The sequence below is a fragment of the Uliginosibacterium sp. 31-16 genome, from assembly GCF_030730865.1.
Taxonomy (GTDB): domain Bacteria; phylum Pseudomonadota; class Gammaproteobacteria; order Burkholderiales; family Rhodocyclaceae; genus Uliginosibacterium.
In genome coordinates this window covers 330,957-352,939 of the sequence record NZ_JAVALZ010000003.1, presented here as the reverse complement: position 1 = coordinate 352,939, position 21,983 = coordinate 330,957, and the positions used below count along the sequence as shown (strand labels likewise).

Sequence of the window (21,983 nt, the reverse complement as noted above, 5' to 3'; positions counted from 1 at the left end):
AAGAAGGACATACGACCAGCGCCATATGCCCTCCTGAATGCAGCTGGCGCGTGTGGGATGCGCGCCGGCCCTGCAACAGACTTACTTACCCGTGTTGCCCGAACCTGTGCAGCTGGCCCACTTGCCGATACACAGGGAGCCAGCGTTGCTCAGCACACTGTTGGTCAGCTTGGCCACCGAGCTGGAGCTGTCCGAACGGAAGACGCCTTCCTTCAGGTTCGAGATCTTGCACTTGTCGACATTGACCGTGATCTTGAAGGTCGTGCCGCCATTCTGGCGCACGAACTTGGCTGCGCCGTCCAGGATGCAGTTGGAAACATTGACCGTCGAAGCCGCATTGACCTGACCGAACTTGTCTTCACCGTTGTAACCCGAAACACCGCTGATATTCACGGTGCCGGAGGATTTGACGGTCCAGGCGTCTTCACCGATGTTGGTCCATTTGAAGTTCTTCAGCGTGCCGCCACCGTAGAAGTGCACACCATCGACACCGTTGTTGCCGAGGATGGCGTTCTGCAGCGTACCCCCGCTGATCTTGAAGGCAGGCGACTGTGATTCGTCCTGCGAACCATCGCCCATTGCGGAAGTCGGGTTGAAGGTCTTGCAACCACCGTCATAGGTGCCGGTCACGTTGATGGTCGAAGAGATCGACACGGAACCGGTGGAGGTGCAGGTCGCACCAGTAATGCCGCCACTGCTGGAACCACCCGAGCTGGAGCTGCTGGAGCTGGACGACGAACTGCTCGACGATGAAGAGCTGCTGGAGCTCGCAGTGGCGCCATACGAACACCAGGCCGATGAGGCGTAGCTGTTGCTCGGGAAAGCGGAGCCGGTACAGGCAAAACTGCCGGTTTTGACCGCATAAACGAAGGACCCGGACTTGCCCAGCGCCACATTGCGGGTGCCCGACATCGAGCAGGTGGCGCCGGTGTTCTGGGCGCATTTGGTATAGCCCGACGGATAGTCGGTGGCGGCTTGCACGCCCGCCACCATGAGAACGGCGGCTATGCCGCCAATGAGCTTGTGAATCATGTGCTGTCTCCTGATGTATGTCTGTTTATGTGAAGCCTCAAGCCCGTCCAGGCAGGAGCCCGGTCCGGAAATTCCCGAGGCCAGTGAAATCTGGCGCACAGAGACATGAAGATCAAGAAAGCAGGCATGACAACAAATTGATTTGAAAGGTTTTTTAATTTCAGAACATGCTTTTGGCAAAAGCTGACGCGTTCGCCAGAACACGCCTGGCAAGGGCTGCAAATTAGTTATGAATATGCACTTGGCGATTTTTGCGACGCAGGCTCGGAACTCAAAAAACCGGAAGAATCCGACAAACGGCAGGTTTTTAACCCACCCGACAAGACAGATAAACAACCATTACTTAAGTAAGAATAATTCCTACAAATCCATCTATCTCAAGGCAGCCATCCTGTGGCTGGAAAACCACCCTAACACCTCTCCAAAAGCGTCTTTAAACCACTTAAAAACAAACACTTATAAAATCAAAAGGGCATCGCCGATGCATGCCACGGCTGTCGCACCATGCAGACGATGCTGCAAGCGGACCTGCGGCCAGACAGGCAAACCACGGATTGCGCAGCCAGCAAACGCCAACCGTTCGTCCGAAAACAAAAATCTCCAGCGAAATTGGCTTGACAACCAAAACCACAAAATCCGGCAAACAAACAAATTATCAAAACCCCACAAAGACGGGCCGCTCCAACAACTTTGAGCATGTAACCGATAACATACTGGCTGGTACCGATAACAAAAAAAGCAAATTCAGCAATGTTGTCAGACATTTTCATCTCGCAATTATTCTTGACGAAGCCAGTCTGAGCAGCCAGATTGCATGCACATCAACGTCAGCATGTAACGAAGATGTGCAGTAAGAGAACCTCTTACCGCTCGTCGAAATAATGACCGTGATGTCGCAATCCCGTGCTGCCCGCCCCTGGCCGGGCAGTCGGGATACATAACCAGAAGTACTTTTGTTTGGAGACAAAAAACATGTATAGCAAGCTTCTGTTGGGCCTCGTTCTCACCATCTCTGCTCTGAGCGTTTCTGCTACCACCACCATTTCCGGTACCAAGGACTACGGTGGCGCCACCGTCGGCACCTCCTGTGACGGCCAGTCCGAAAGCCAGTCGCCTGTGTTCCTGATCAAGGACGGCGGCACGCTGAAGAACGTCGTGATCAAGAAGGGTGCCGCCGCTGACGGCGTGCACTGCGCAGGTTCCTGCACCCTGTCCAACGTGAAGTGGCCTGACGTCTGCGAAGATGCTGCCACCATGAAGGGCGGTTCGGGCAAGACCATGACCGTGACCGGCGGCTCGGCGGCCAACGCAGCTGACAAGGTCTTCCAGCACAACGGTATCGGCTCTACGGTCAAGATCTCCGGCTTCACCGCCACCAGCATCGGCAAGCTGTATCGTTCCTGTGGCAACTGCTCCAGCAATGGCGGCCCGCGCAAGGTGACGATCAGCAGCACCACCATCACCAACAAGCCGTCTTCCGGCACCGTGCTGGGTATCAACAGCAACTTTGGCGACGTGGCCACGGTCAGCTCCATCACCGTTCCGAGCGGCACCAAGGTCTGTGTGACCTACAAGGGCGTGCAGAAGGGTTCCGAGTCGCCGAAGATCGGTGAAGAGTGGAACACCGCCAACTGCAAGCTCACCAAGTCGAACGTGACTTACAAGTAATACCCGCAGTCTCTGCAGCAAAACCCCTTTCTCTCCGGAGAAAGGGGTTTTGCTGTTTACCGCCTCCCACGCACCCTACAATCTGCAGCATATCCACTTCGTTTTTGCGACATGAAGAAGAGCTCAGGCAGCAACAAGGCCGCCACCCTTGCGGCGCAATGGCACGCTCAGGCCCTCATCCGTCACAAAGCCGGTCAGCTCGACGCAGCAGACCCCCTTTACCGACAGGCCCTGAAACAGGCACCGGATTTTGTCGACAGCCTGCACATGCTGGGCGTCCTGCATGCCCAGCGCGGGCAGCCCGACGAAGCGGCAGAACTGATCGGGCGCGCCCTGCAACGGCAGCCTGGCGAACCGACGGCGCTGAACAACCTGGGCGGAGTCCTCAATCAGTTACAGCGCCACGACGAAGCGCTGGCCTGCTTCGGGCAGCTCTGCGCGCAGCAACCCGCTAATGCCGAAGCCCACACCAGCCGTGCCGATGCGCTGCGCGGCCTCGGTCGTTTCGAGGAATCGCTGGCCGCCTGCGACAAGGCCCTGCAGATCCATCCCGGATTACGGCGGGCACAGATCGCCCGGGCCAATGCGCTACGCCGCCTGAGCCGCTTCGACGAAGCGCTCGCCGTGCTTGATGCGGTGCTGGCGGAGCACGCGAATTCTCCGGAAGCCCTGAATGACCGGGGCAACGTACTCTTCGACCTGCGCCGCTTCGAGGAAGCGCTCGCCAGTTTCGAACAGGCACTGCAGCTGCGCCCGGCCTATGCCGAAGCCCTCTTCAACCGCGCCAACACCTTGCGTGCCCTGTACCGTTTCGATGCCGCCGTCGCCGCCTACGATGCCCTGCTGCACGCCAGCCCTAGCCATGCCGAGGGCTGGAACAACCGCGGCGCAGCGCTGGAAATGCGGGGCGACTACGCGCAGGCCCTGACAAGCTACGCATCAGCCCGCGCGGCCAACCCGCAACACGTGATGGCGCACCTGAATGCCGCGCTGTGCCATCTGCTGCTCGGTGAATTCGAACAGGGCTGGCCGCTTTACCGCTGGCGCGAACACGCCGAAGACGCCCGTCTCAATGATCGTCCCCTGCCCGCTCCGCGCTGGGACGGCGCCACAGCGCTGGCCGGCAAGCGCATCCTGCTGCTCAGCGAACAAGGGCTGGGCGACACGCTGCAGTTCTGCCGCTACGCCCGCCTGCTCGCCGCACAGGGTGCGGATGTCCTGCTGGAAACCTGGCCCGCCCTGGAAAGCCTGCTGGGCCGGGTGGCGGGGGTCAGCCAGATCGTGCGGCGTGGCGAAGCGCCACCCGCAGTGGATTTCTGCGTGCCTCTGCTGGATCTGCCGGGCCTGCTCGGCACCGGTCTCGACACCATTCCGGCCGACACGCCCTACCTGCACGCCCGGGCGGATCGGCTGGCGCACTGGCGGGATGTGCTGGCGGCACGCTGCGCACCCGGCAAGAAACGGATCGGCCTGGTCTGGTCCGGCAACCCGCGTCACAGCAACGATCACAAACGCAGCATCGCGCTGGCGCGGCTGCGTCCGCTGCTCGAAGGCGATGCGCAATTCATCAGTCTGCAGCCCGAGGTGCGGGAGAGCGATCTGCCCGCGCTGGCGAACAGCCCGGCCCTGCTGGAGCTGCGCGACGAGATCCGGGATTTTGAAGACACGGCCGCGCTGATCGAGCAGCTCGATCTGATCATCAGCGTCGACACCTCGGTCGCCCATCTGGCCGGTGCGCTGGGCAGGCCGACCTGGCTGCTGCTGCCCGCCAAGCCGGACTGGCGCTGGCTGCTGGAGCGCACCGACAGCCCCTGGTATCCGGGCATGCGCCTGTTCCGCCAGCCCTGCCATGATGATTGGGACAGCGTGATTGCCGCTCTCGCAGCGACCCCAGTCTGAAGAGCCGCATCCAGCGTGGTTCTTCAGGCCTCACTCCTGCAGAGCCAAGCAGGGCAACGCTCTTCGGGCAAGGCGCCCGAAGAGCAAGGCGGGGAGCGCCTCCTCAGGGCACCGGATCCAGCCGCACCAGACGGTCGCCGTGCGCGAACAGCGCCTTGCTGGCCGGATCGACGAAGACCCGCTTGAAGCGCGCCGTGCTGTGGGTTTCCACCGGCGTCCAGCTCAGACCATCATCGACGGAGCGCAACACCACACCGCCCCGCCCGGCAATCAGCAACGCACCGCTGGCAAGGTCCAGCACAGGAGCACGCAAGGATTCGTGAGTACCGCTGGCGATGCTCTGCCAGTTGGCGCCAGCATCGGTCGAGCGCAGGATCAGGCCATCGGTGCCGACCGTGATCAGCGCATCCCCCCTGGCTGTGGCGGTGATGCCGCGCAAGGCCTGGGTGCTGCCGCTATTGGCGACTTGCCAGCTCTTGCCCGCATCGGCCGAGCGCAGGATGACACCGCCATCGCCCAGCACGATCAACAGCTTGCCCGCTGCATCGCTGTAGCCCGAGAAAAGTTTGGCGTCGTAGCCATGCGCAGCGATCTGCCAGCTCTTGCCCGCATCGTCGGTACTGGCCAGCATGCCGTTCTCGCCGAAAACCCAGATGCGCCCGGCGCCATCACTCATGCCGCCAAACAGGGTCTTGTCCGTGAAGGGCGCCAGCGGCTGCGCCTCGCCATCCACCGTATCGAGACGCCCCAGCGCGCCCTGATCGCCAAACATCAGCACCGCGCCGCTGCGCCGGTCGACCACCAGCCCCTGGTAGGTTTCGCCCAGCTTGCTGGAGCTGCGCCAGCTCACGCCGCCATCCTTCGACACGATGACCGAGCGCTGCCCGCCCGCCGCCACCAGCGCACCACTTTTCGGCTCGACCTGAATGTCAAACAGGTAAGCCGGCTCGACCAGCTGCGTCAGCGTACTGACCTGCCAGCTGCGGCCGCCATCGGTTGAACGCGACACCGCCCGGTTGGCGCCTACCGTGATCAGGGCACCAGTCTGCGGGTCCCGTGCCATGGCATGCACATAGTCGGTGGTGGCTTCATGGCGCAACTGCCAGCTCTGGCCGGCATCGGTCGAAGCCAGCACCTGCGCGCCGGGCGACACCACCAGCAAGGTATTGCTCCTGGGCTCCAGAACCATGGACTCGGCATTCAGGCGGGAGGGCGCCGCGACCTGCGCCCAGGTCTTGCCGCTATCCACGGAGCGCAGGAAAAGTCCGCGATCCCCCGCTGCCACCACTACACCCGGCGCATTCGGCATGAAGGCAATGCTCGAAATGTACTGGCTGCTGGGCGTTTTCACCGGGGTCCAGCGCTTGCCGCCATCTTCCGAGCGCATCGTGCTGCCAATCGCCGTCACCGCAATCAGGGTGGCAGAATCGGGCGCCTGCACGATGCGCGTCAGATACTCATCCTTGCGGCCCGCATGCCTCAGCTGCCAGCTCCTGCCGCCATCGGTCGAGCGCAGGATCCTGCCGTCAGAGGTCGTCGCCAGCACCGCCGAGCGATCCGCCAGCAACAGCAGACGGGTGATCGCTGCCGTGGTCCGATAGCTGGCCGAGGTCCAGGTCGCCGCGTTGTCATCAGACCAGCCCAGCAGGCCGCTCTCGCCGCCGATCAGCCAGGTCTGGTGAGCCGGGTCGAACAGGACGGAGCCGATCCCCACCTGCACGCCCAGATCAACCGCCTGCCAGCTCTCGCCAGCGTCCGCCGAATGTGTCACGGCGCCTTGCGTGCCAACCGCCAGCAGGTGCTTGCCCGTGTCATCAATGCCCAGACCGAGCAGGTTTTCCGTTACCGCACTGCCACGCGCCAGCCAGTTCAGACCCTTGTCATCGGAGATCAGGATGCTGCCGCCCTCGCCTGCAGCGAACAGGCGTTTGCCATCCGGGCTGGCCGCCAGCGCGAGGACGTTGCCAGCCATCGGCACCCGGGTGCCGAGCCAGCTTTTGCCCGCATCGGGACTGCGCCAGATGCTCCCGTCGCTGCCACTGGCGAGGATGGCGCCACCCTGCGGCTCCACCGCCAGGCTCATCAGGGTCGGGTTGATCACTTCGGGGGTGTAACGCACTTCGCGCGCGGCCGGCGCGAGCGGTGCGGCGTCGGTCACCGGCCTGTCGCAGCCAGCCAGCGCGAGCAGGGCCAGCAGGGCCAGGCCCGGCCATCGGTTCATCGTGTGCATGTTTTTCTCCGCTGGCACAGGCGTGCCAGAATGTCTCCGGTTTTTGAATTGATGAGCGGTCTCTGCCGCGTCGGCAGTGATTGTAATGCGTGCTGGCACAACGCGGCTGCGCGCCGCAACACAAGATTGTTATCGGAAACACCATGTATAAACGCCTGCGCATCGGCATCCTGCTGTTCATCCTGCTCACCGTCGCCATCTCGGCCTGGCGTGCCAACGCCAAGGTCACCGGCTGGAAAAGCACCCTGCAGGTCGCGCTCTTTCCGATCAATGCAGATGGCAGCACGGCCAGCCAGCGCTACATCGAGGCGCTGCAGCCGGAGAGTATCGAGCCCATCAGCAAATACCTCGGCGAGCAGGCCAGCGCGCATGGCCTGCAAATGCTCTACCCGGTACGGGTCAGCCTTGGCCCGGTCATCCGCACCCTGCCACCGCCCCAGCCGCGTGGTGGCAGTGCGCTGGATGCCATTCGCTGGAGCCTGTCGATGCGCTGGTGGGCCTGGCGCCATACGCCGGCCACCGCGATTCATCCGGATGTGCGCCTGTACCTGCTCTACTACGATCCGGCCACCCACACCAGCGTGCCGGATTCCGCGGGTCTCGCCAAAGGGCAGATCGGCATTGCCCACCTGTTCGCCACGCGCACGATGCACGGCAGCAACCTCGTGGTGAGCACGCATGAACTGCTGCACACGCTGGGAGCCACCGACAAATACGAGCCCCGCAACGGGCTGCCGCGGTTTCCCGAAGGCTACGCAGAGCCGGCGCGCACTCCGCGCCTGCCACAGCTGCAGGCTGAAATCATGGCCGGGCGCATTCCGCGTGATGAAGAACACGCCGAGATTCCCGTCAGTCTGGACGAAACCCTGATCGGCCCTGTGACCGCCCGCGAGATCGGCTGGGCAAGGCAGTAAAAACAGCATCCCGCCCGCAGAGCGGCTTGCAGCAAGCCTCTCCAGCATGCCTGCCCGGACAGCCTATATCGACGAGCCTGTGCAAGGCGGGTAGCCCAGGATGCCCGTCAGGAGCGGGTTTCCGGGCACCGCAAAAAGGGCGCCGCAGCGCCCTTTTTTTCTACTTGCCGGATTCCTGCTGCATCTGGCGCTGGATGGCATCTTCCAGCGGATCGCCTCCGGCGGGCGCCGATTGCGGGCTGCCGCCCTCCAGTTGCTGCTGCAACAGATCGTCGACCGACTGCTCGCTCTGGTCTCCCATCGGGATATCGATCTGCACCTGATCGATGTCGATCTTCTTGACCTCACCCAGCCCCACGCTGACCAGTTGCGGGAAGACAATCACCAGCCCGACCATCAGCATCTGGATCAGCACGAAGGGAATCGCACCCAGATAGATCTCGGCTGTACGCACCGTGGCAGGCGCCACCGAGCGCAGGAAGAACAGTGCGAACCCGAAAGGCGGATGCAGGAAGGAGGTCTGCATGTTGATGGCCAGCAGCACGCCGAACCAGATCAGGTCGATCCCCAGCTTCTCGGCCACCGGCGCCAGGAGCGGAATGATGATGAAGGCCAGCTCGAAATAATCGAGGAAGAAGGCCAGCGCGAAGACCAGCAGGTTCACCACGATCAGGAAGCCGATCTGCCCGCCCGGCAAACCACTGAGCAGATGCTCGACCCACAGGTGACCATTCACGCCGTAGAACACCAGACTGAACACGCGCGCACCCACCAGGATGAATACGGCAAACGAGGTCAGGCGTGCGGTGGATTCCATGGCCTGCTTGAGCAGGCCGAGATTCAGGCGTTTGCGCACCAACGCCATCACCAGCGCGGCGGTGGCGCCCATGGCACCGCCTTCGGTCGGCGTCGCAATGCCCAGAAAAATCGTGCCCAGCACCAAGAAGATCAACCCCAGCGGCGGCACCAGCACGAAGGTGAATTGCTCTGCCATGCGGGAAAGCAGACGCAGCTTCAGCACGCGGTGCAGACCTGCCACGCAGAATGCAGCGGCCATCCATGCACACAGGCTCAGCACGATCAGTGCATCGTTGGCCACCTCGGTCACCGAGCCCTTGGAGAGCGTCACGATCAGGCTCAAGGGCCAGCTGCTCTGTGCAAAGAAATACGTGGCAATGCCGGCCAGCGCAGACAGGCCAAGGAGAGACAGGATGCCGCTGCGGCCATTGGCCTCGCGGAAGGTCCGTGCCTCGACCGGAATCGCCGGTGCCCAGCCGGGCTTGAACATGGCCACACCCGCCACATACGCGACGTACAGGCCTGTCAGCACCAGTCCCGGCACGAAGGCGGCGCGGTACATGTCCCCCACCGGCTTGCCCAGCTGATCAGCCAGCACGATCAGCACCAGCGAAGGCGGAATGATCTGCGCCAATGTGCCGGACGCGGCAATCACGCCGCTCGCCAGCTGCTTGTTGTAGCCATAACGCAGCATGATGGGCAGCGAGATCAGGCCCATCGAGATCACCGAGGCGGCCACCACGCCAGTAGTCGCCGCCAGCATGGCCCCCACGAAAATTACCGCAAACGCCAGACCGCCACGGATCGGGCCGAAGAGCTGGCCGATCGTTTCGAGCAAGTCCTCGGCCATGCCGCTGCGCTCAAGAATCAGTCCCATGAAGGTGAAGAAGGGCAAGGCGAGCATGGTGTCGTTGCTCATCACGCCCCAGATGCGATCCGGCAGGGCGCCGAACAGGGCGGCAGGGATCATCCCGGTAGCGATGCCGATCAGGCCGAAAACCACGCCACAAGCGCCCAGGGCGAAGGCCACCGGATACCCCAGCAGCAGGAACAGCACCATGGTGGCGAACATCAGCGGGGCCATGTTGTCGACGATGAAGGCGATCATTTCACGCCCTCCCCGGCGGCTTCACGCTGACGCCGGATTTCGTTGGCCAGCTCTTCCTCGGCCGACATCTTTTTCTCGCCCAGAGGGTCCGGCCCCTGATTGCTCAGGAAGGCCAGGCGCTTGATCATTTCCGACACGCCCTGCAGCAGCAGCAGGCCAAAGCCGGCCGGCACCAGCAGGCGGGCGGGCCATAGCAACAAACCACCGGCGCTGCTCGACACCTCGCTGGAAACAAACGATTCGGCGAACACGCCCCAGGACATCCAGATCACCATCAGGCTGACCGGAAACAGGAAGAAAAGGGTGCCGATGATGTCGATGGCGGCCTGGGCACGCCGGCTCAGACGCCCCGTCAGCACATCGATGCGCACATGTGCATTCTTCTGCAGCGCATAGCCCGCGCCGAGCAGGAAAATGGCCGAGAACAGGTACCAGCGGATTTCCAGAAAGGCATTCGAACCCACATCCAGCACCTTCAGCACGATGGCGCTGGCCGCTGTCTCCAGGGTCACGATCAGCACCAGCCAGATCGCGATCCTGGCCACCCATTCATTCAGCGCATCAATGCCGTGCGCCACCTTCAACAGGACTTTCATTCCACCCCCGGGACAGACACAAACCAGGCGGGCAGGCACCCGCGTTGGTCAAAAACCGCTCGGCCGGTAGAATAAGGGAAAACTCGCAGTCATGGCGGCCAGACGCAGCGGCCTCTGCGAGCGGTCAACAGTCTGTTCATGCCCATCACCCGAATCTGCCTCGTTCGCCACGGCGAAACGGCCTGGAACGCCCAGCACCGTCTTCAGGGACACGAAGACATTCCCCTCAATCCGCGTGGACTGGCCCAGGCTCAAGCCGTCGCCACGGCGCTGGCATCTTGCGAATTTGCGGCGGCCTATCACTCGGATCTGCAGCGCGCCGCCCTGACCGCACGCACCATCGCTGCACACCGCCCCTTCCCGGTGATTGCCGAACCGGCACTGCGCGAACGCCATTTCGGCGCACTGCAAGGCCTGACCCGCGACGAAGCGGAACAGCACTATCCCGGCATCTACGGCAAGGTCCGCACCCGTGAGCCCTTCGCTGGTCCGCCCGGCAACGGCGAATCCCTGAACACGTTCGCCCAGCGCATCAGCCAGGCGCTGCACGCGATTGCCGCACGCCATGCCGGGCAAAGCGTCCTGATCGTCAGTCATGGCGGCTGCATGGACATCATGTACCGCATCGTGACCGGCAAACCGCTCACCGAAGCGCGCGATTTTGCCCTTGGCAATGCCACCCTGAACTGGGTCGAATGGCAGGATCAGCGCTGGAATCTGCGCGTCTGGGACGAAAAAGATCATCTATCCGACTGTTTTGACGAGATTTCCGCCTGAATCCGGCTGCGGCTGAGCCGTCGTCCGGGTTATCATTCCGCACCCTTGTTCTTTCCTCCTTTGCTACCGCCACGACCATGTTTTCCAGAAAAGACACCCTCTCCCGCATTGACCCCGAGTTGTTTGCCGCGATCTCTGACGAAAACCAGCGCCAGGAAGATCACATCGAACTGATTGCTTCCGAAAACTACGTCAGCTGTGCCGTCATGGAAGCCCAGGGCTCGCAACTGACCAACAAGTACGCCGAAGGCTATCCGGGCAAGCGTTACTACGGTGGCTGTGAGTACGTGGACGTGGCCGAGCAGATCGCCATCGACCGCCTCAAGGCGCTGTTTGGTGCTGATTGCGCCAACGTGCAGCCCAACTCCGGCTCGCAGGCCAACCAGGCTGTGCTGATGGCCTTCGCCAAGCCCGGCGACACCATCATGGGCATGAGCTTGGCCGAAGGCGGTCACCTCACCCACGGCATGCCGCTGAACATGTCGGGCAAGTGGTTCAACGTCGTCGCCTATGGTCTGGATGCCAAGGAAGAGATCGACTACGACAAGATGGAAGCGCTGGCTCGCGAGCACAAGCCGAAGATCATCATCGCTGGCGCCTCGGCCTATTCGCTGCGCATCGATTTCGAGCGTTTCGCCAAGATCGCCAAGGAAGTCGGCGCGATTTTCTGGGTCGACATGGCCCACTACGCCGGTCTGATCGCAGCAGGCTACTACCCGAACCCGGTGCCTTTCGCCGATGTGGTGACCTCCACCACCCACAAGACCCTGCGCGGCCCGCGCGGTGGCGTCATCCTGATGAAGGCCGAGCACGAAAAGGCCATCAACTCGGCCATTTTCCCCGGCCTGCAAGGCGGCCCGCTGATGCACGTGATCGCCGCCAAGGCAGTCGCCTTCAAGGAAGCCGCCAGCCCGGAATTCCGCCGCTATCAGGAGCAAGTGGTGGCCAACGCCCGCGTCATGGCGCGTGTGCTGGGTGAAGAGCGCGGCTTGCGCGTCGTTTCCGGCCGTACCGAAAGCCACGTATTCCTGCTCGATCTGCGCGCCAAGAACATCACCGGCAAGGCCGCCGAAGCCGTGCTGGGCAAAGCCCACATCACGGTCAACAAGAACGGCATTCCGAACGACCCGGAAAAGCCCTTCGTGACCAGCGGCATCCGCATCGGCAGCCCGGCCATGACCACCCGCGGCTTCACCGAAATCGAAGCCGAGCGAGTGGCACATCTGGTGGCTGATGTGCTGGATGCGCCGAACGACGAAGCCGTGCTGGAGCGCGTACGCAACGAAGTCTCCGCGCTGTGCAAGAAGTTCCCGGTTTACGGCGCGTAATCAACCTTAGAGGGGGCTTTTGCCCCCTCGCTTCATTCCATTGCTGCAATAACCCGCACCATGAATTCCTGCTGCATTGAAATAGTTGCTGTCGCATTCGAGCGCTTCGGGGAGCTCAAGGTTTTTGTTCAATCGATTTTGAACCAGACCCGTGACAACTGGAAACTTCATGTCATTCATGATGGCCCAAATCAAGAATTCGAACAGATCATGCAAGATTTCTGCCGGCAGGCCCCAGAGCAGATTTCGTTTTCATCGTCGGAGCGGCGCTATAACGATTACGGGCACTCTTTGAGGGAGATCGGTTTACGTGATGTAACAGGTGATTACATTCTGATCACAAACGCAGACAACTACTATGTTCCGAAATTCCTCGAATTCATCCTGGGGGTAATCGAGCAAGGCGATGTTGATGTTGTGATGTATGACATGGTGCACAGCCATCACAACCCAGGGGGGCGGGATGCTCCTTCGTACTCGTATTTCAAGACAGACTATTCACACAGCAATATTGACATGGGCGCGGCAGTCATTAAACGCGAGCTGGCGCAAACTGCAGGTTTTCCTGACAAGTCTTTTGCTGGTGATGCCACTTATTTTTCTCGTGTGTTGGCAATCAAAGGGGCTGCTACGCAAGGCGTTAAAATCAACAGAGTCCTTTTGGTACATAATTAAACCTGTTTCGATATTGCAAATATGATAGAGCCATCATGAAATGTCCTTTTTGCAATGCCGAATCCACCCAGGTCACTGACACGCGTGAAAACGACGAAGGGGATCTGATCCGCCGCCGCCGCCGCTGCAATGACTGCGACAAACGCTTCACGACTTACGAACGCATCGAACTGAAGATGCCGCTGATCGTGAAGAAGAACGGCAGTCGCGCCGAATATGAACGCGAGAAACTCCTTGGCAGCATGCGGCTCGCGTTGCGCAAGCGCCCGGTCACCGTAGAAAGCGTGGAAGCCGCACTGGACCGCATCGAAGGCAAGCTGTTGTCACTCGGCGAGCGTGAAATCCCCAGCGAAAAGCTTGGCGAGCTGGTCATGCGCGAGCTGAAAAAACTCGACAAGGTGGCCTATATCCGTTTTGCCTCGGTTTATCGCAACTTCGAGGATGCCGAGGAGTTTTCCGAAGCCATCCGCGAAGTCAGCCCTCATCCACGCGCAAAAACCCGCAGCAAGGTCTGATGATGTTCTACCCTTTCGACGAAACGCACATGGCTCAGGCCCTGACGCTCGCCGAGCGCGGTATGTACACGACCATGCCCAACCCGCGCGTCGGTTGTGTGATCGTGCGGGATGAAAAGCCTGTCGCCGAAGGCTGGCATGAACGTGCCGGTGAGCCGCACGCAGAAGTTCACGCCCTGCGCGCTGCAGGCCCGCTGGCGCAGGGAGCCACAGCCTATGTCACGCTGGAACCCTGTTCGCACTTCGGCCGCACTCCGCCCTGCTGTGATGCGCTGATCAAGGCAGGCGTCCGGCGCGTGGTCTGTGCCATGCAGGACCCCAACCCGCTGGTTGCCGGGCGCGGCCTTGCGCGTCTGCGCGAAGCCGGCATTGAAGTCGTCAGCGGCATCCTTGAAGCACGGGCACGCAGCCTCAATGAGGGTTTCATCTCGCGCATGGAGCGCGGCCGGCCCTGGCTGCGCATCAAATCAGCCGCCTCACTGGATGGACGCACCGCACTGGCCAACGGAGTGAGCCAATGGATCACCTGCGCCGAAGCCCGTGCCGATGCCCAGCACTGGCGCGCCCGCTCCTGCGCCATCCTGAGCGGCATCGGGACGGTGCTGGCCGACAATCCACGCCTGACGGTGCGTGGGATCCCGGGCGCCCGCCAGCCCTTACGCGTGATCGTCGACAGCCAGTTGCGCACCCCGCTGGAGGCCTCCGTGCTGGCCGACGGACATGCATTGATTGCGACGGCCATTACGGACATTACGCGCTTTGCGCCCTATCAGACGCTGGGAGCGGAGGTGGTCAGCCTGCCCGGCCCGGACGGCGTGGACCTGCCGCGCCTGATGGTCGAACTGGGCCATCGCGGCATCAATGAAGTCCTCACAGAAACCGGTCCACAGCTCAACGGAGCCTTGATCAGAGCCGGCTGTGCCGATGCCCTGCTGCTCTATCTGGCGCCCAGCCTGCTGGGCAATGCCGCACGCGGCATGTTCGCTTTGCCCGATCTGGACAGTCTGGCGCAGCGCCAGCAGTTGCACATCCTGAATGTCAGCCCGGTGGGCAGCGATCTGCGCATCTTGGCGCAATTCCACAACATCTGAGACAGATAGCCCGAAAACCCGCGCCGGACGGCGATCTTCGGGTAGGCATGCGGGATAGGGGCTTTCCGCCTGAATGAGCCGGCACCCTGCCCGAAGAGCCTTGCCACAAGCGGCTTTCCAGCAATCCTAGTGTGGTGTGCCACACACCGCGCAATGCGGATCGCGACCATAGCGCATCTCGCGCCAACGCATTGCCAGACCATCCAGAATCAGCAGGCGCCCGGCCAGCACTTCACCGCAACCGGCAATGAGCTTGAGCGCCTCCGCCGCCTGCATGGCTCCGATGATGCCGGTGAGTGGAGCGAAGATACCCGTGACGGCACAACGCATCTCGGCGACGTCCTCGCCTTCCGGGAACAGACAGTGATAGCAGGGTTTTTCGACATGGCGCAGGTCAAAAACCGAAACCTGCCCGTCAAACCGCACGGCAGCCCCTGAAACCAGCGGTTTGTGATGCAGGAAACAGGCGCGATTGATGGCGTGGCGCGTAGCGAAGTTGTCGGTGCAGTCCAGCACCAGATCGACGTCAGCAACCAAAGCAGCCAGTTCTTCGCCGCTCAGACGCTGCTCAACCGCCCTTACCCGGGCAAGCGGATTGACCCGTGCCAGCGTCACCTGCCCCGATGCCGCCTTGTTGTGCCCCACGGTTTCGAGTGAATGCAGGATCTGGCGCTGCAGATTGGTCAGATCGACGGTATCGCCATCACACAGCACGATTTCGCCGACGCCGGCAGCGGCCAGATACATTGAGGCGGGCGAGCCCAGACCGCCGGCACCGACAACCATCACCTTGCTGGCAGCAATCGCCTCCTGACCCTCCACGCCGATTTCGGGCAGCAGGATATGGCGGGAATAACGCAGGAGCTGGTCATCATTCATGGCAGACAACGGAGAAATGGACAGCCGCCAGTGTAGCCGGTAGACAGGAAAAAGCCCGCGCAGCATGAGCCGGCGGGCTTGTGGCAGTTTCCCGGAGCGCTCAGGGGCTGACGACGCTGCCTTCGGCCACCTTGCGACGACGCGCTGGCTTGCGGCGTACCGCGCCCGGATCGAATTCGCCATCAAGTGACTTGAGTGCATCCTTGCGTGCTTTGAGCGCCATCTTGAAGGCTCCTTCTTCGCCGTACTTCTTGACGGAGAATTTCACCCTCTTGCGCCGCCCGTCAGGCAATGGCCAGGATGCGACCCAGAACCAGCGCTGCTTTTCCTCGGGCAGGTCGCGGGTTTCTGACGCGCAATACCGGCATACACCGACAACGCCAGAACGGTTGTTCTTCTTGACGATGTTGGAGTACTCGCGCATGGAAAACGGTGGATATTTGGCGATGACTTCGTCCCGGAAGGACTTGGCTGCAAGGAAAGACTTCTGCTTGCCGCCGTGCACGCCATCACTGAAATGCTTGCGGAAGATCACGCCGCGCCGCTGAACGGTCACGAGCCAGCCGTGGGTACGACTGACTTCGTTATCAACACGGCTGATCCCGTAGACACTGCCTCGGCTCACTTCAATCCTCCATCCTGCTGTCGGGGTAACGGCGGCGATAGAGGAATTCTCGGCGGGAAATCGGGAAACTTTAGGGCTGGCTGCCATACGCAGCCAGCCCTGAATTTTTCTCACCCCCGCTCCTTCAGCCAAGAGCGGGGTTTGAGACAGGGCGAATCAGGCGCCCGGGCGCTGCTCGACCGGATTGATGTAGCGGAAAGGGATGCCGACGAACAGGGCACCACCAACGATGTTGCCTGCCGTACTGAACACGAGGTTGTACAAGGCGTCCCGGATGGTGATGCTGCCATTGCCGAGCAGGGACATCGAGAAAAGGCCCATGTTGGCAATCGAGTGCTCGAAGCTCAGGTACAGGAAGATGAAAACCACGCAGATCATGATCGCGATCTTGGCGATGTCTTCCTTCATCGTCAGCGCCAGACGCACCGCCAGGCAGACGATCCAGTTGGCAAGGATGCCTTTGACGAATATGGCCAAGGCCCCCTGATGTACCTTGTGTGCAGCACCGGAATACAGAGCGTGATCCAGCGGCAGCTCAGCCAGCGTTCCTGCTGCATAGAGAAGGCCCGCGACGATCAGCGCACCAACCAGATTACCGGCATAGCAGACTGTCCACAGCACCGTGCTTTGCGTCCAGGTCGTGTGGCCCTCGGCCGTGGAAACCGCCAGGTACATGTTGTTGCTGGTAAACAGCTCGGCATTGGTAAATACGATGATCGACAGACCTACCCCGAAAAAGGCCGAAGCGATGACTTTTCCAAATGGCGACTCATGCAGATTGTGCGACAAGGACCAGAACACGAAAACCACGATGGACAGATACATGCCCGCCAGAACTGAGCGCATCAGGTAACGCGACGGGTCGCGTTCCAGCAGGGTCATTTTGCGCTGGCCACTGGCCGCGGATTTTTCAACGAGGGGACGATCAATCATGCAGCGGACTCCGGAGAAATTCACTCCAGCCCCGGGATTCGGGCCGGAAGGTGCGGCATTGCACCACATCCCTTCTCACTAGTTGTTGACCCATGCAAAAGCATGGACTCACAGGCACTGCCGTCAGTAGGGTATTTCGCGTTGCCGTACCTGCTCAAACAAACAGACAGCTGCCGCAGCCCCCACATTCAGCGATTCGATCTGCCCCGGCATGGGAATGCGCACACGCCGCTGTGCCAGTGCCTGGAGTTCCGCAGGCACGCCCTGCCCCTCCGAGCCGAAGACCCAGACGTTGGACTGCAGCAAATCCAGTGCATACAGCGAGATGGAATCAGCGGCAAGGCTGGTGACCAGAATCTGCTGCCGGCAAGCGCCCAGCTTCTGCCTGAGCTCACACCCTTCTTCTATTGCAAGACAGAACTGCGCCCCCATGCCGGCACGCAGTGCCTTGGGCGACCAAGCCTGGGTGGTCTGAGGATCCAGCCAGACGCGTTTTATCCCGGACGCGACAGCCGTACGCAGCAGGCTGCCAAGATTACCGGCATCCTGCACGCCCGCCAGCGCGAGAACGTCTCCTGCCCAGTCATCCCCTGAAGAGACAGTATCCGGCAAGGGAATTTCCGCCAGCATGCCAGTTGGGGTCACCACGGGGCTCAGCGCATTGAACAAACCCGGAGCCATGGTCACAACTTCGGTATTGCTGGCTTTGAGACGCTGCAGAATGCCCCCCACGGCAACCGAGGCCACAACGTCTTCGCGCAGCACCAGTTGGCGAATCGGCCAGTCAGCATCCAGCGCCGCATGCAGCAGATGTTCGCCATCAATGATGCTGGCACGCTCCTCGCGACGGGACTTGGCCTCATCCACCAAGGCCCGCAGCCGCTTGAAGCCGGGATTGTCACGCGAGGATATATATTTCATCTCAGTCATCACCAAACAGCGATGCCTGCGCCAGCAGGCTCGCGACAGGCCCGAAGCTGCGCCGATGCTCCGGCGTTACCCCGTGCAGTGCCAGTGCCCGAAGATGTGCAGCAGTCGGGTAGCCTTTGTGCCCGGCAAAACCATACTCGGGATAGCGTTTATCCATTTCGAGCAGCTGTGCGTCGCGATGTGTCTTGGCAAGTATCGAAGCAGCAGAAATGGCGGGCTCCAGTGCATCGCCCTTGACGATGGCTCGGGCAGGCAGCAGCAAACCAGTCGGGACCCGATTGCCATCGATCAGCACTTCGCCCGGCTTGATCTTCAAAGCCTCAACAGCACGACGCATTGCCAGCATCGTGGCGTGCAGGATGTTGAGACGGTCAATTTCCTCCACACTCGCCTCGGCAACCGTCCAGGCCAGTGCATGTGCCTTGATCTCGACAGCCAGTCGATCACGCGTCGCAGCACTCAGTTTCTTGGAGTCGGCGAGCCCGGCTATCGGATGCGCCGGATCCAGAATCACCGCTGCTGCAACGACTGCACCGCAGAGCGGGCCACGCCCGGCCTCATCCACACCGCAGACCATGGGCTGGGCGGTGCTCATGCCTGCCCCAGAATGGCGGCCACAGCGTCGGCCGCTTTCTCGGCATTGTTCTGGCGCAGACTCAGATGCATCTGCTCGAAACGAGCCACAACCTGCTCGCGGGCATCCTTGTCATCGAGCCATTTGATCAATGCGGCAGACAGCTTCTCCGGCGTCGCATCCTGCTGAATCAGCTCAGGCACCAGAAATTCCCGGGCCAGAATATTCGGCAGTCCGACCCACGGCAGATAAGTCAGCCATTTCGCCATCCGGTAGGTCAGCTTGCCCACCTTGTAGGCGATCACCATCGGGCGCTTGAGCAATGCAGCTTCGAGTGTCGCCGTACCACTGGCAACCAGCACTACGTCTGCAGCAGCCATGGCTTCATGTGCATGACCAAAAAGCAAGCGTACCGGCAGATTCTGCGCGCCAGCCAGATACAAGGCTTGCTCAAAGAGCGAGCGGGTCTGCCGCGTGATCAGCGGCACCAGAAACTGCACACCCGGACGTTGTTCGGCCAGTTGCTTGATGGTTTCGACGTAAGTAGCTGCCAGCCTGCCAACTTCGCCTTCCCGACTGCCAGGAAGGATGGCCACGACCTGGGCGTCCTCCTCAATTTGCAAGGTTTCGCGCGCGCTGACGGTCTGTGACTCGACAGGAAATACATCCGCCAGAGGATGGCCGACAAAACTCGCCGGAATGCCATGCCTGGCGTAAATCTCGGGTTCAAACGGAAACAGGCAGAGAATGTGCTCGGCGGCCCGTCCGATCTTGTGGACTCGCCCACCACGCCACGCCCAGATCGACGGGCTGACATAATGCATGGTGCGAATTCCGGCACGGCGAAGACGAGTCTCCACGCCCAGATTGAAGTCAGGAGCATCAACGCCAATGAATACATCCGGAGGACAGGCTTTCAGCCTCCGAAGCAGACCTCGCCGCACACGCAACAATTCAGGCAGCCGTTTGATGGCGTCAACATACCCCATGACAGAAAGGGTCTCGCAAGGCCACCAAGCCTCAAACCCTTCCGCCTGCATTCTCGGGCCACCGATTCCGACAAACGTGGCGGTCGGAAATCTCTCACGCAAAGCCCGGATCAGATGTGCTGCCAACAAATCGCCAGAGGGCTCCCCCGCCACTATGGCAATACGCATGACCGCCCCCTCAGCGAATGATGCCGCGCTTGGACGCCGCGAAGAAATCGAGGAACAACTGGAGTTCGGGCGTCACGGCCAGCGCTTCCTTGATCGCAGCTTTGGCTTCATCCAGCGTAAGGTTCTGGCGATAGATAGCCTTGTAAGCCCGTTTGATCGCCATGATCGCTTCAGACGAAAAACCGCGACGCTTCAGGCCTTCGCTGTTGATTCCATGAGGCGTGCAGGGGTTGCCATTGCAGATCAGGTAAGGCGGAATATCCTGCGTAACAATCGATCCGCCACCGACCATGCAGTGCGCACCGATGATGCAGAATTGGTGGAAAGCGGCCATACCACCAAGAATTGCGAAATCGCCAACGTGGATGTGCCCGCCAAGCGTAACGTTATTGGCCATGATGGTGTTGTTACCCACCTGGCAATCGTGCCCGATGTGCACGCTGGCCATGAACCAGTTGTCATTGCCAATGCGCGTCACGCCTGCATCTTGAGCTGTGCCGATATTGAAATTGCAGTACTCGCGAATGGTATTGCGATCACCGATTTCAAGCCGCGTAGGCTCTCCAGCATATTTTTTGTCCTGCGGGACTTCACCGATCGACGCAAACTGGAAAATCCGGTTCTCACGCCCGATCCGGGTGTGCCCCTTGATTACGCAATGTGAGGCAACAACGGTGCCTTCCCCGATTTCGACATGCTCGCCGATTACGCAGAATGGACCGATTTCGACATCCGCAGCGATCTTGGCGCCCGGATGAATGATGGCTGCAGGATGGATCATGCGATTTGCTTGACGGCACACATCAGATCGGCCTGGGCGGCCACTTCGTCACCAACACGGGCGACCCCGGTATATTTCCAGACGCCCCTCATCTCGCGCACAAGCTGCATGTCGAATGTCAGGGTGTCGCCCGGCAGCACCGGACGCTTGAAGCGAACATTATCGATGCCCGCAAAATACAGAATGGTGTTCTCGTCCGGCATGGCTCCGCGTGTCCTGAAAGACAGCAGCGCGGCCGCCTGCGCCATCGCTTCAATAATCAGGACGCCAGGCATGACGGGAGAATGCGGAAAATGGCCGACAAAAAACGGCTCGTTGATCGTGACATTCTTGATTGCAACGATCCGCTCACCCAAGGTCATTTCCAGCACGCGATCGACCAGTAGAAACGGGTAACGGTGCGGCAGGTACTTCATGACCTCATGAATATCCATCCCACTCACGCTTTACTCTCCAGTTCTTTCAATTTTTTCTCAAGCGCCCGGATTCTATCTGCCATCTCGTCGAGATGCTTCAAGTGCACCGCATTGCGCAACCATTCATGATGAGGCTGCGAAGCAATCACAGAGGTATACATCCCTTTTTCACTCACCGATTTGCTGATGAATGAACGTGCCGAGACAACGACATCATCACACACATCAATATGCCCCATGATGCCAGCCTGCCCACCCACACGCACACGTTTGCCCAATGTGGAGCTGCCCGCCATTCCTGAAAATGCAGCCATCGCGGAGTTTTCACCAACGCGGCAGTTATGGGCAATCTGGATGAGGTTATCCAGCTTCACGCCATTCTCGATCACGGTGTCGTTCAATGCCCCACGATCAATCGTGGTGTTGGCACCAATCTCAACATCGTCGCCGATCACGGCCCGACCAATTTGCGGAATTTTCTCCCAACTGCCGTCACGTCTGGGGGCAAAACCGAACCCGTCACTGCCCACAACACAACCCGTGTGAAGCACGCAACGATCTCCCACAGCCGAATCGGGGTAGAGCGTCACTCTCGCATGCAGGATAGTACCTGCTCCGATATGGCAACCCGACTCAATCACGCATCCGGGCCCGATCACCACCCCCTCGCCGATCACGCAGTGTTCACCCACAAACGCAAGAGGCGCTACGGTAACGGAGGACGGCAGAGGGGAGAGAACAACAGCGCTGCCATGCACTCCGCAGTACGAAAGCTTGCTCGGGTTGAGCAATTGGGCTACTTGCGCAAAATACAGGTAAGGATCACGAACAACAATTCGCGGCAAGTGCGTCACGTCTGCCAGTGACGGCGGAATGATGACGGCTCCTGCAGAGGTTGTTTCCAGAGCCTGACGATATTTGGCATGGGCAACAAAGCCGATCTCCTCAGGAAGGGCGCGATCGAGCGGCGCAATCTGCTTGATGTCCACATCCCCGTTGCCAATCAGCTCCCCACCAAGTTGATCAACGATCTCACGAATACTCAAAGACACTGTTA

Annotated in this window: 22 protein-coding genes; 8 read left to right on the top strand and 14 right to left on the bottom strand. The window is 60.7% G+C overall.

What is annotated here, in order from left to right:
• Window positions 1-81: 81 nt before the first annotated feature.
• The gene (locus tag Q9Q94_RS13430; RefSeq protein ID WP_305980605.1) at window positions 82-1,032 is read right to left on the bottom strand and encodes a pectate lyase; all 951 of its coding nucleotides are present in this window, start codon (window positions 1,030-1,032) and stop codon (window positions 82-84) included.
• Between the two features lie 464 nt (window positions 1,033-1,496).
• Complete coding sequence (locus tag Q9Q94_RS13425) at window positions 1,497-1,796, bottom strand: hypothetical protein (RefSeq protein WP_305980604.1); 300 nt, start codon at window positions 1,794-1,796, stop codon at window positions 1,497-1,499.
• Between the two features lie 208 nt (window positions 1,797-2,004).
• Here Q9Q94_RS13425 and Q9Q94_RS13420 point away from each other — a divergent pair, with 208 nt between their 5' ends.
• Together Q9Q94_RS13420 and Q9Q94_RS13415 are read left to right on the top strand one after the other, a co-directional pair.
• Window positions 2,005-2,700 carry a pectate lyase gene (locus Q9Q94_RS13420; protein WP_305980603.1) on the top strand — a complete coding sequence of 232 codons (696 nt, stop codon included), beginning with the start codon at window positions 2,005-2,007 and terminating at the stop codon, window positions 2,698-2,700.
• A 111-nt stretch (window positions 2,701-2,811) separates the two neighbouring features.
• Complete coding sequence (locus Q9Q94_RS13415) at window positions 2,812-4,599, top strand: tetratricopeptide repeat protein (RefSeq protein ID WP_305980602.1); 1,788 nt, start codon at window positions 2,812-2,814, stop codon at window positions 4,597-4,599.
• A 103-nt stretch (window positions 4,600-4,702) separates the two neighbouring features.
• On the opposite strand, the gene Q9Q94_RS13410 is transcribed toward Q9Q94_RS13415, so the two are convergent.
• Window positions 4,703-6,829, bottom strand: coding sequence for a YCF48-related protein (locus Q9Q94_RS13410; RefSeq protein WP_305980601.1), 2,127 nt, complete (start codon window positions 6,827-6,829; stop codon window positions 4,703-4,705).
• A gap of 143 nt (window positions 6,830-6,972) precedes the next feature.
• On the opposite strand from Q9Q94_RS13410, the gene Q9Q94_RS13405 reads away from it, so the two are divergent.
• Window positions 6,973-7,743 carry a hypothetical protein gene (locus Q9Q94_RS13405; RefSeq protein WP_305980600.1) on the top strand — a complete coding sequence of 257 codons (771 nt, stop codon included), beginning with the start codon at window positions 6,973-6,975 and terminating at the stop codon, window positions 7,741-7,743.
• Between the two features lie 160 nt (window positions 7,744-7,903).
• On the opposite strand, the gene Q9Q94_RS13400 is transcribed toward Q9Q94_RS13405, so the two are convergent.
• A complete protein-coding gene (locus Q9Q94_RS13400; protein ID WP_305980599.1) occupies window positions 7,904-9,649 on the bottom strand; it encodes a TRAP transporter large permease subunit in 1,746 nt (581 codons plus the stop codon).
• Window positions 9,646-10,245: a TRAP transporter small permease subunit gene (locus tag Q9Q94_RS13395; RefSeq protein WP_305980597.1), complete on the bottom strand. Its 600-nt coding sequence runs from the start codon at window positions 10,243-10,245 to the stop codon at window positions 9,646-9,648. Before Q9Q94_RS13395 ends, Q9Q94_RS13400 begins: the two co-directional genes overlap by 4 nt.
• A gap of 138 nt (window positions 10,246-10,383) precedes the next feature.
• Between Q9Q94_RS13395 and Q9Q94_RS13390 the strand changes: the two genes are divergently transcribed.
• The 5 genes from Q9Q94_RS13390 (at window position 10,384) to ribD (ending at window position 14,631) form a co-directional block, all read left to right on the top strand.
• Window positions 10,384-11,022 carry a histidine phosphatase family protein gene (locus tag Q9Q94_RS13390; protein ID WP_305980596.1) on the top strand — a complete coding sequence of 213 codons (639 nt, stop codon included), beginning with the start codon at window positions 10,384-10,386 and terminating at the stop codon, window positions 11,020-11,022.
• Window positions 11,023-11,099: 77 nt separating this feature from the next.
• Window positions 11,100-12,350 carry a serine hydroxymethyltransferase gene (gene glyA / locus Q9Q94_RS13385; protein ID WP_305980595.1) on the top strand — a complete coding sequence of 417 codons (1,251 nt, stop codon included), beginning with the start codon at window positions 11,100-11,102 and terminating at the stop codon, window positions 12,348-12,350.
• 60 nt (window positions 12,351-12,410) lie between these two features.
• The gene (locus tag Q9Q94_RS13380) at window positions 12,411-13,025 is read left to right on the top strand and encodes a glycosyltransferase (protein WP_305980594.1); all 615 of its coding nucleotides are present in this window, start codon (window positions 12,411-12,413) and stop codon (window positions 13,023-13,025) included.
• A 35-nt stretch (window positions 13,026-13,060) separates the two neighbouring features.
• Complete coding sequence (gene nrdR / locus Q9Q94_RS13375) at window positions 13,061-13,540, top strand: transcriptional regulator NrdR (protein WP_305980593.1); 480 nt, start codon at window positions 13,061-13,063, stop codon at window positions 13,538-13,540.
• Window positions 13,540-14,631, top strand: a complete 1,092-nt coding sequence (ribD, locus tag Q9Q94_RS13370) for a bifunctional diaminohydroxyphosphoribosylaminopyrimidine deaminase/5-amino-6-(5-phosphoribosylamino)uracil reductase RibD (protein WP_305980592.1) — start codon at window positions 13,540-13,542, stop codon at window positions 14,629-14,631. Before nrdR ends, ribD begins: the two co-directional genes overlap by 1 nt.
• Before the next feature lie 126 nt (window positions 14,632-14,757).
• Here ribD and Q9Q94_RS13365 read toward each other — a convergent pair whose 3' ends face one another.
• The 9 genes from Q9Q94_RS13365 to lpxD form a co-directional block, all read right to left on the bottom strand.
• Entirely contained in the window at window positions 14,758-15,510 is a 753-nt protein-coding gene (locus tag Q9Q94_RS13365) for a molybdopterin-synthase adenylyltransferase MoeB (RefSeq protein ID WP_305980591.1), read from the bottom strand.
• A gap of 100 nt (window positions 15,511-15,610) precedes the next feature.
• Entirely contained in the window at window positions 15,611-16,249 is a 639-nt protein-coding gene (locus Q9Q94_RS13360; RefSeq protein ID WP_305980590.1) for an AP2 domain-containing protein, read from the bottom strand.
• A 42-nt stretch (window positions 16,250-16,291) separates the two neighbouring features.
• On the bottom strand, window positions 16,292-17,068 hold the full coding sequence (locus Q9Q94_RS13355; RefSeq protein WP_305980589.1) for a formate/nitrite transporter family protein: 777 nt from the start codon (window positions 17,066-17,068) through the stop codon (window positions 16,292-16,294).
• Window positions 17,069-17,191: 123 nt separating this feature from the next.
• Window positions 17,192-17,989, bottom strand: coding sequence for an RNA methyltransferase (locus Q9Q94_RS13350; RefSeq protein WP_305980588.1), 798 nt, complete (start codon window positions 17,987-17,989; stop codon window positions 17,192-17,194).
• Window position 17,990: 1 nt separating this feature from the next.
• Window positions 17,991-18,593, bottom strand: coding sequence for a ribonuclease HII (gene rnhB, locus Q9Q94_RS13345; RefSeq protein WP_305980587.1), 603 nt, complete (start codon window positions 18,591-18,593; stop codon window positions 17,991-17,993).
• On the bottom strand, window positions 18,590-19,729 hold the full coding sequence (gene lpxB / locus Q9Q94_RS13340; RefSeq protein WP_305980586.1) for a lipid-A-disaccharide synthase: 1,140 nt from the start codon (window positions 19,727-19,729) through the stop codon (window positions 18,590-18,592). Before lpxB ends, rnhB begins: the two co-directional genes overlap by 4 nt.
• A gap of 10 nt (window positions 19,730-19,739) precedes the next feature.
• Window positions 19,740-20,510: an acyl-ACP--UDP-N-acetylglucosamine O-acyltransferase gene (gene lpxA / locus Q9Q94_RS13335; protein WP_305980585.1), complete on the bottom strand. Its 771-nt coding sequence runs from the start codon at window positions 20,508-20,510 to the stop codon at window positions 19,740-19,742.
• Window positions 20,507-20,944, bottom strand: coding sequence for a 3-hydroxyacyl-ACP dehydratase FabZ (gene fabZ / locus Q9Q94_RS13330; RefSeq protein WP_305980923.1), 438 nt, complete (start codon window positions 20,942-20,944; stop codon window positions 20,507-20,509). The genes lpxA and fabZ overlap by 4 nt, the downstream gene beginning before the upstream one ends.
• 5 nt (window positions 20,945-20,949) lie before the next feature.
• On the bottom strand, window positions 20,950-21,978 hold the full coding sequence (gene lpxD, locus Q9Q94_RS13325; RefSeq protein ID WP_305980583.1) for a UDP-3-O-(3-hydroxymyristoyl)glucosamine N-acyltransferase: 1,029 nt from the start codon (window positions 21,976-21,978) through the stop codon (window positions 20,950-20,952).
• Window positions 21,979-21,983 lie beyond the last annotated feature (5 nt).